Origin of the sequence: Vibrio sp. 1151_11, from assembly GCF_029478525.1 — a bacterium.
GTDB lineage: Bacteria > Pseudomonadota > Gammaproteobacteria > Enterobacterales > Vibrionaceae > Vibrio > Vibrio anguillarum.
Genome location: NZ_SHMN01000039.1, coordinates 1 through 9,146 on the forward strand (window position 1 = coordinate 1; position 9,146 = coordinate 9,146).

Below are 9,146 nucleotides of genomic sequence, written 5' to 3' on the forward strand. Positions count from 1 at the left end.
CAATACTTACCAAAACGAACTTCTATGTCACACGTGACACAGAAGCTCTGCAATGAAATTGCACACAAATTAAATACGCGCCCACGCAAAAGACTTGGGTATAGGACACCAACGGAGTATATTCATGTGCATCTGTAGAAAGTGTCGCACTTCAAACTTGATACTAAGTTAAAATATGTTCAACCCGCCCCACAGCACTATGCAAGCAATCAGCAATGGTTTAGTCCAAGCCCAAAAATTTAGCGCATCAATAGATAACTTTGGTGTAAATATCAAAGTTAATGCCCAAGATAGTACAAAACTTGCTACAAATGACAGCCCACCAATGACCCAGCCTCGTTGAGAAATTAGAACAATGGATGGACCAAAAAGCATTACGGATGTATATAGTGTTTGAAAAGGTGTCATAGATTAATCTCGAGAAAAACAACTTTAATTTTATCGTACAACATGATGATTTGGTTAATATTTTTACATAACGCCCGCCTAAGGGGCTGGCAACGCACTACCACTAAACTCAAACACAACAACCGTAACCACGGCAGCTCAATGGGACTGGAAACGCCACGCGTTGACAGTCCCTCTTGAGGCGTTTGTTATAAGCAAGATACCAACGTTACAACAGCTCTTCTAAATCCGACATTAGCCATGCGCTGTTATGCTGCTTAAAACCAATTTTTGGATAGTATTCAGTTGCTTGTGGTGCTGATAACAAAATCAACTTACAACCTTTTTTAAGACTAGCGAAAGTCTGTCGGATCAATTCTTTGCCAATACCTTTCGATTGGATTTGCTCCGAGACAGCCAAATCCGATAGGTAACAGCAGTAATGAAAATCTGTCACTGAACGAGCAACACCGACAAGCCGCTCACCAATCCAAGCTGAGACAAGCAAATCCGCATTGTCCAACATCCCACTGATACATTCGTAATTATCGGTTGGACGTCTAGCTCCAAGCGTTGTCTGATTGAGCAGATCCACAAACTGCTCTGGCGTAATTGAGCGATTTACAAAATATTCCACTTCCATTTTTTACTTTCCTTTAGAGCCCAAAGTTCAACTTGCTTATAACGCCCGGCTAAGGGGTTGACAACGCACCACCGGACTCAAAAAACACACTTAAACACTGAACTGCAATTTTGCACTAAAATCGCCAAGCGTTGGCAATCCCTCTTGAGCCGTTTGTTATGCAAATTCAATGAGATAAACCGAATTTACACGACCAAAAGCCACGATTGCAATGGCTGAGTAATTCAAGAATCAACCCAAGCAAGAACTGCGATAAATAAGCGGCCAAAACAAAGTTCACCTTTCAGCAACAAACCAAGCTTTTGAATCAGACAAACTCAACGAGCGAAAACTTCAGCAAGTACAAAATGCTCGATTAACTTGCCCTTTCCGCACTTTGCGCCCACTGAATTTACAACGCGCCAGCGCTAAAACTGATTGAGGCAAACAAAGAACCTTACCTGTTTTACGGCTTGAGTGAACCACGAATTTGAGGGTAAAAGTGCTCATTTGCCGACAGCCCAAAACGAATAGCCGGAGAAACCTAAAAAGATTGAACCCCCAAATTCCCCTGAGTTGCATAACGCCCGCTTAAGGGGCAGACAACGCTACTACCGAGCTTCCGCATAACACCATTATCACAAAAACCAACGCATGATAAAAATGCCACGCGTTGGCTGTCCCTCTTGAAGCGTTTGTTAGCCGATTTTCAGATCTAGCTTGAAATTACGAATAATCTTTTCATCCAAACAGCTTCGTAAAAACTTATTCATTTGTGTCATGTCATTAGAAGAGTAAAAATCGAGCATGAGCGTATTAAACTCTTGCTGACGTTTGGCTTGCACATTAATGATAGGAAAACCATTAGCCAACAAAATACCGTTCATCATGAACCGACCGGTACGTTTGTTAACATCCCAAAAAAATTGAGCACGTGCCATTTGTAAAAATGCAGTAATTGCTTGATCGTAAACATCAGATTCGCTATTAACCTGACTCTCAACTTCAAGCCATTTATCGTCCAACTCATCTGGAGCGGGGGGCTCATACTCTGAACCCGTAATGGAAACGTAACCAGAACGAAACTTACCCCACTCTAACGCTTCTTCTTTGCCAGCTATATTGTGAATTTTTAAAGCGGTTTCTTTATTAAATTGAAACTCACCTCGATCAACTAAGCCAAAAATAAGTTCCCATGCTCGAGCTTGGTTCATTGCCATATTTTGATCACTAATTCGATGTCCACCTACGGTGATCCCATCAAGAATCGTTTGCACCTCAGGCAAAGTCATTGCTACACCCTCGAGGTTAACAGCGTCATAAACCAAAGCTGGAACATCTCTTTTAGCAAGTTGTTTAGCCAACGGTATATTTGGTTTCATATTCCACATGTTATCTGTCAATGCTGTCATGGTGGTCTTCTTCAATGTAAGTAAAACTTGGCTAAGTATACACTTACTGATGAGTAAGGTGGTAGAAGTCGGCTAACGCCCGCTTAAGGGGCAGACAACGCTACTGCCAACTTTCCGCATAACACTGTAATCACGCAAACCAACGCACAGTAAAAATGCCGCGCGTTGGCTGTCCCTCTTGAAGCGTTTGTTAAGTACGTTCACAGTTGAGCAGAAAAGCTGTTATTTACAAATTCACGGATAGAGCCATTCTCTATTTGATACTTACTAAATAAATGCTGTAATACCAACTGACTATCTCGCCTGTCTACATTATCTGTAATCATGTAGATATTGCCATTTCTCTCTAGCTCTGTGGGATCAATAACTGGTACTCGCTGTTGCAAAGCTTCTAAGAAAGCAGAATTAAGAAGGTCATTATAATTTACCGACAAGTTGTTAAGGAAAAGAGCAACCGTCCCTTTAGCAGCATTGCCCATAAACACACCGTCTAATATGTCTCGGTACCTAAAAAATTGACTTTCACTAAAATAATAACAATATTTAGCCTGAAGGATGCCTTTTTGACAAACAGCCTTTGCACCATATAAAGTCATTTCTAGCTGCTTTAATTGCGAAGAAGGACTGACACCATCGGCGATAAAAAATAGAAAACAGAACTTACTCTTCGTTGCCCGTTTTTGTGCTTTAAGCTGCTTATTTGCCGACTTCACAACATTTGCTATTTTTCCTGTGTAGGCAATATGTTCTGCGTGCTCAAACACTTTACCGTCAGAGAATACTGACTCTTTTTCTGTAAGTAATTCTTTGGTATCAAGTTTAACTTTTAGTTCAACTAAAGTGGTCTCATGGTCTTCAAGTAGAAAGTCTGGTGTTTTTTGATCACATTCCAATATTTTCGCTGCATTCATGTCGATCGATTTAAAGAACTTAATTACACCTTTTTCATACATTTCCATATCGAAAAACTCTCCCCTACGATTAAGTACTTAACGCCCGCTTAAGGGGCAGACAACGCTACTACTCACTTTCCGCATAGCACCTTAATCACAAAAACCAACGCATAGTGAAAATACCACGCGTTGGCTGTCCCTCTTGAAGCGTTTGTTATAGCGGTGCTTTAGCTGCCCATAGAAATATGATGCGTTGCACACAGCTTATTTCCTGCTGGATCGCGTAAATAAGCTAGATACATTTTTCTTTCTCCGCTTACCCTGAGACCTGGAGGATCTTCGCAAGCTACACCGCCATTAGCTAAACCTGCTGCATGCCATGAATCCACTAACTCTGGGCTAGTGACTTTTAAGCCAATTGTCATTCCATTACCATGAGTCGCCAGCTCTCCATTTATTGGCTTCGTAATTCCAAGCACACCATCTTTGTTTATGTAAAGACAGCGACCTTTAGCATCGATAACACCCGATGGATAACCTAAAACAGACAATATGGCGTCATAAAAAACCTTAGATTTTTCAATATCATTGGAGCCAATCATAATATGACTAAACATACTTGTTCCTTTTGTTGAGCAAAATCGGGATTTACTTTGAGGCATCGATTGAGCAATGTCTAGGTTGAAATGTGAGATAAGCTATAACGCCAAATTAAGCTGCTACCAACGCACAATGTCACTTTAAGCAATGCACCGTAATCACTAAACCATTTTGGAACTAATTCAGCCACGCGTTGGTAGTCAGGCTTGAATTTTTTGTTAGGTGTTACTGTTTCGCATTCATTAACTTGGCAAAGAACCACTAATTTAACGCATTACGATAAACAAAACCCAAACCTTTTACTCAAATTGACAGCCAAATGTGATGAGCTTAAAACAAGTAACTCATTCATTCGATTGAGAAAATCAAAGCACCTTTGCGCCAGTGGAACATTCAACCAACCTACGCCATTTTCCAATGAAGCAACCCACGAATTTTGGCATGAGAAACCGTTAAAGAAACGTGATGATTTGGGTAGACCAAGCCGATTTGCTGAAAGCCGTAAACGAATGGCCAGAGAAATCCCCGAATCTTTTTCCCAAAAATTATGCTTTTCTCTTCGTAAACCTAACGCTGCGTTAAGTGGTGAGCAACGCGACCACAATCCTAAACCATTGCGCCCTAAACACAAAACTCAACCTAGAGCCGAAACTCCCAAGCGTTGGGAATCCGTCTTAAACGCCTAGTTAGCTGCTGCACTTTCGTTAGCAAATTACGACAAAATGCCTAATTTGAAACACATTATTGCTTTCAAACAGCAAAGTAAAATGGACAGCTGTGAAATTAAAACCCAATCTACAAAATGCTCTTGGCAAAGAAGAAATGACCGAGGAAATCCCCATTCCTGAGCCTGGTAATTTGCAAAGAATTCTATCGAAAAAACCAACAACAGAGCACACGAAACGAATTGAGGCATTCATGAATTTCGACAACAAAGAAACCGCGCCAGCGAACTTAACAAACACAACACTTCCCGTAAGCAGACTTCGTTAAGTTCAAACACTTCCCGAAAAGTGCCACTGGCGAGATAGTTGAGAAGCTGAGATTTGTCCGGTGTGTAGCTAGAAAACCGAAAGCCTTTCCACCCTAAACTCACCGTTTTTCTTAACCCCAGCTAACGCCCAATTAAGGTGTGAAGCACGCTACCACTACACTCAATTGGAACACCGTAAACACGAAACCCGACCCAAACCAAAATTGCCGAGCGTGCTGAATCACTCTTAAATTGTTTGTTATGTTTATTCGAACTCTAACTCTTTGAGTGCTAGTTTCTTGATATTATTAAATATTTCATCAAACTTATTTTCAGACTCCATATAGAACCTTTCTTCATCGTTTTCTGAACATTCATTTTCAACCAAATGCCTTAGTTCCAATAACTGCGTGTTTACTTCAGGGGTTAGATAGATTGCACTGCATATAAGCTGATCAAATATTTTGTTAACAGCCTTATCTGACTTGGTTTTTAATTCCGCTCTTAATTTTGTCTCTTCTTCAGACTCAAGGCGACTCGAGCACTCTTGATAGTATTTGTATTCAGCTTCCATTTCTTCAGGATCATCATAAGACAGCTCATATAGATAATGAACATATTGATAGTCCCAGCGTTCCTGAGTAACGTGCACAACATACTGCTTGATACTAGCTAGGCTTTTGAATATCTCTTCATATGCTTCTTGCTTTTTAACCCAAACTTGCTGAGTTATCCAACTACGGTTGGTGACAGCAATTTTTACACTTTCAACCATTCGCGTAGTTTCTTTCAGTTGATTTAAAATCTGCTCAAAGTCTTCTTTTTCTGCATAGTTTTTACCTTTTCTAGTGGCGTACGCAAGGATAAAGCCACCAATAGCACTAACTATAGCCGTAAAAATATACTCCAGATGTTCCATAGTTACCCCAAATAAACATAACGCCCGGCTAAGGGGTTGACAACGCATAGCCGAACTCAAAAAACACACCGTAAACATTGAAGTTCAATTTTGAACTAAAGTCGCCACGCGTTGGCAATCCCTCTTGAGCCGTTTGTTAGCTGCTGCACTTTAGCCGGAGATTGACTACCCAATGGCCTAATTTAAAACACATTATTGCTTTCAAACGACAAAGTAAAACGGACAATTTAGAAACTAAAACCTAATCCACGAAACGCACTTGGCAAAGAAGAAATAACAGGAAAACTTGACGAGCTTCTAGGACTTAAATTTACAAAGAATTCTTTCGAAGAAGCCAACAACCAAGTGCGCAAAACCCATTTAGGCGCGAAAGAGCTTCAAAACCAAAGAAGCCACACCAAAGAAATAAACAAACACACCACTTCCCGTAAACAGACTTCGGTTAGTTCAAGCACTTCACGAACAGTGCCACTGGCGAGATACATGGAAAAGCGCTGACTTTCAGGTGTAAAGCTAGAGCCTCAGACTAAGAAAAATAAACACGTAATTTCATGATTTTTCTTAACCTCAGCTAACGCCCGGTTAAGGGGCAACCAACGCCACTACCAAGCTTCAGCACAACACCGTAACCACAAAAACCAACGCATAATAAAAATGCCACGCGTTGGTTGTCCCTCTTGAACCGTTTGTTATGTGCCTTTTCCCGCATACTGTTCATTTACGATGTCCTTGGCGGACTCTACTGCTTCGGCAACATTATCAAATGATTGTTTATAGAAGTAGAAAAAAGCAACACCAAACTCGGCTAACTCGATGAAAATATAGTTATTTGTCGAGTGAAAGAAATGAAAATCTTTGTTTTTGGTATGGATTACACAGAGAGAGTTAAGCCTGTCCGCCTTAGATTTAACGCTTAAAACGTTTAAAGCATAACGAAGGTTTGAGAAAACCTTTGCAGGACTAGTTTCCATTGGTCCTTGGAACATAGCAATTGGCATTTTACCAATATAAGGAATGTAATCAGCACCTTTTACTTTGTTTAAATTTCGCCGAAGTTCAAGAACCTGAAACTTATACTCTAGGGTCTCTAACCACAATATGACTAGCTCTAAAGTTTCCTGAGAAAACTCTTGATGACGAACGTCTATTCTTTCAAATTCATGTTTTAAATGCCGTTCCAATAGGCCAAGGAGATTTGAATTACAATCTTTGCATGCTGGCAGCGTGGTTTTATTGTAAGTTTGCGAAATACCGTTAGTAGTTGTTTCAAAAGTACGCTTTGTACAGCGATTATAAACCCACTGGGGTATAACGTGCTCTTTGGTCAATTGCTCGTGAGAACCACAAATAATGCAAATTTCTGCCGAATGATTTGCAATGATTGCATCAGTGACTGTCTTCTTATTTGCTCTAATTTTCTTTCGAAGATGAACTAACTTCAACTGAATGCTCATTTTTAAAAACTCCTGACTGCCTCTGGCACATAACGCCCGGCTAAGGGGTTGACAACGCACCACCGAACTCAAAAAACACACTGTAAACACTGAACTTCAATTTTGTACTAAAGCCGCCACGCGTTGACAATCCCCCTTGAGCCGTTTGTTAGGCCAACCGATTGACAACAATACTTTCAAAACCCAAGAACAAAGCTTTTTGTAAACTTGAAAAACACTAACCGATTCATTTATAAACCAACATTTCAAATCAGCAAAGAAACCAAAAAACTCAAATTGAGCGATTTGGAAGAAAAGTGACGAGCGTAGCATGCTCGGCGGACGTTTGGATGCTGAAGGTTATTTTGCCGCTGAATTTACAGCGCTAAGCAACCCAACGCGATCAAGAAACAACAAATATGTGATGACTATTTATCGCTTAATTTAAGCCAGAAAACATTGAATTTACCGCTCAATTCCAACTCGATTTAGCTAATAAAAACTCACTTTGCCTAACGCCCTGTTAAGGTGTGAGCAACGCAATACCGATGCTGCCACATACCACCTTAAACACTAAGCGCAACGCATAGTGAAAATGCCACGCGTTGCGAATCACTCTTAAACAGTTTGTTAGCTGTCAAGGTCGAAGTCGAAGTCGAAGTCGTCAGTATCGACTAATTGCGCTCCATACTTTTTATATATTTCATCCCAGTCTACACCATATTTTTCAAAGAACGCTCTTTCAGCAGCTTCTGTGGATTCCCCTGGTCCCATCCAAATCCACTCCTTATCAAGCGATGCTTTTTCAAAGTATTTGTTATAATCATTTACGAGCATAATCTTAATAATTAAAGGGGAATCAAGAATCCTTTTCTCACTAAATTCTCTCAATGAGTCTTCAAAATCATCAGGGATAATATTATTCAAATCTTCTAGAGTACTTACACCAAAACGCTCTAACTCTGAAACTGCCTGACCCGTATCAAAAGATTCAAGTTCGAATCCATCAGACCATAAACCGGAAAAACGAGACTCTAAAAACTTAGACAGTGTTGTTGAGCTCAAAGGAATGTCATAGTTACCTTTCGCAGTGCTTTCTTTTGCGCTCTCAGATATAAGGTCAATTTGGTTCGATATATCGTTAAACTCTCTATCTGCCATTTCTAAGACGCCAGCTAGAATTTTGAACCTTCGACCTAAAGTTGGAGGAAGCTTACCTGAAAACTTATAGTTTCTATCATGCTCTATTTCAGCCCATGCATGTTGAAGGATCGTCCTAACTTGTATCTCAAAACACTTACCTGAGAACTTTTTGTACTCTGGTAGCTTGAGCCTTTCTTGATCAAGAGAAGCGACATAATGTACTGACTTATATCCAACTTTATCTATACCCAAAGCGTCACTTTTGTTTGAACTATGATCTGTATTTACTTCAAACAACTCTTCAATGATTTTACAAATTGCATCAATTTCATCTTCGACATATGTGATTATCCGAACACCTGTGAAGTCGTGAATCTGCTTCTTAGGGTTGTCGTACTTGCCTCCAGATATCTTTCCTTTGACGCTTTCAACTGTTTTAGCTCTAGATGTAATCATATGATAAGAAATATCATTCGAGTCAAACAACTCCTTCAATAACACTTCTACTTTAGTTGCCAAGTGCTTGTATACTGGTCGATTATCAATATACCAGTTAATAAATTCATTCTTCATTATAATCTCTATCTATTGACAGCTAACGCCGCGTTAAGCAGTGAGCGACGCTGACCACCTAACTGTATGCGCCCCATAATCCCACGGGGCGTTTTAATTTCAGTGTGAGACGTTCCAAGGCAGAAGAGAGTTAATATCAGGCTCTGGCTTTGCCAGTTCTTTCATACATTTGACCATGTAATCGTAGAGTA

8 protein-coding genes and 1 pseudogene are annotated in these 9,146 nt (G+C 40.2%); 2 read left to right on the forward strand and 7 right to left on the reverse strand.

Annotated elements, in window-relative coordinates:
• Positions 1-138: pseudogene (locus EXZ60_RS17635) on the forward strand (IS30 family transposase); the annotation flags it as partial.
• A 478-nt stretch (positions 139-616) separates the two neighbouring features.
• Here EXZ60_RS17635 and EXZ60_RS17640 read toward each other — a convergent pair.
• The 4 genes from EXZ60_RS17640 to EXZ60_RS17665 all read right to left on the reverse strand — a co-directional run bounded on the left by EXZ60_RS17640 (position 617) and on the right by EXZ60_RS17665 (position 3,931).
• Positions 617-1,030: a GNAT family N-acetyltransferase gene (locus EXZ60_RS17640; protein ID WP_277436070.1), complete on the reverse strand. Its 414-nt coding sequence runs from the start codon at positions 1,028-1,030 to the stop codon at positions 617-619.
• Positions 1,031-1,707: 677 nt separating this feature from the next.
• Positions 1,708-2,421, reverse strand: a complete 714-nt coding sequence (locus EXZ60_RS17650) for a Fic family protein (RefSeq protein ID WP_277436071.1) — start codon at positions 2,419-2,421, stop codon at positions 1,708-1,710.
• 200 nt (positions 2,422-2,621) lie between these two features.
• Positions 2,622-3,380 (reverse strand): hypothetical protein, encoded by a 759-nt coding sequence (locus tag EXZ60_RS17655; RefSeq protein ID WP_277436072.1) that lies wholly within the window; start codon positions 3,378-3,380, stop codon positions 2,622-2,624.
• A 161-nt stretch (positions 3,381-3,541) separates the two neighbouring features.
• A complete protein-coding gene (locus EXZ60_RS17665) occupies positions 3,542-3,931 on the reverse strand; it encodes a VOC family protein (RefSeq protein ID WP_170899813.1) in 390 nt (129 codons plus the stop codon).
• A 760-nt stretch (positions 3,932-4,691) separates the two neighbouring features.
• Here EXZ60_RS17665 and EXZ60_RS17670 point away from each other — a divergent pair.
• Positions 4,692-4,907: a hypothetical protein gene (locus tag EXZ60_RS17670; RefSeq protein WP_176312674.1), complete on the forward strand. Its 216-nt coding sequence runs from the start codon at positions 4,692-4,694 to the stop codon at positions 4,905-4,907.
• Positions 4,908-5,152: 245 nt separating this feature from the next.
• Here the strand turns inward: EXZ60_RS17670 and EXZ60_RS17675 are convergent, their stop codons facing one another.
• The 3 genes from EXZ60_RS17675 to EXZ60_RS17695 all read right to left on the reverse strand — a co-directional run bounded on the left by EXZ60_RS17675 (position 5,153) and on the right by EXZ60_RS17695 (position 8,955).
• Positions 5,153-5,806, reverse strand: coding sequence for a hypothetical protein (locus EXZ60_RS17675; protein ID WP_277436073.1), 654 nt, complete (start codon positions 5,804-5,806; stop codon positions 5,153-5,155).
• A 689-nt stretch (positions 5,807-6,495) separates the two neighbouring features.
• A complete protein-coding gene (locus tag EXZ60_RS17685) occupies positions 6,496-7,260 on the reverse strand; it encodes a hypothetical protein (protein ID WP_193168163.1) in 765 nt (254 codons plus the stop codon).
• A gap of 609 nt (positions 7,261-7,869) precedes the next feature.
• Entirely contained in the window at positions 7,870-8,955 is a 1,086-nt protein-coding gene (locus EXZ60_RS17695; protein ID WP_277436074.1) for a hypothetical protein, read from the reverse strand.
• Positions 8,956-9,146 lie beyond the last annotated feature (191 nt).

Coding starts and splice junctions, on each gene's coding strand:
- EXZ60_RS17640 (WP_277436070.1), bottom strand. CDS start 1,030: ATGGAAGTGGAATATTTTGTAAATCGCTCAATTACGCCAGAGCAGTTT.
- EXZ60_RS17650 (WP_277436071.1), bottom strand. CDS start 2,421: ATGACAGCATTGACAGATAACATGTGGAATATGAAACCAAATATACCG.
- EXZ60_RS17655 (WP_277436072.1), bottom strand. CDS start 3,380: ATGGAAATGTATGAAAAAGGTGTAATTAAGTTCTTTAAATCGATCGAC.
- EXZ60_RS17665 (WP_170899813.1), bottom strand. CDS start 3,931: ATGTTTAGTCATATTATGATTGGCTCCAATGATATTGAAAAATCTAAG.
- EXZ60_RS17675 (WP_277436073.1), bottom strand. CDS start 5,806: ATGGAACATCTGGAGTATATTTTTACGGCTATAGTTAGTGCTATTGGT.
- EXZ60_RS17685 (WP_193168163.1), bottom strand. CDS start 7,260: ATGAGCATTCAGTTGAAGTTAGTTCATCTTCGAAAGAAAATTAGAGCA.
- EXZ60_RS17695 (WP_277436074.1), bottom strand. CDS start 8,955: ATGAAGAATGAATTTATTAACTGGTATATTGATAATCGACCAGTATAC.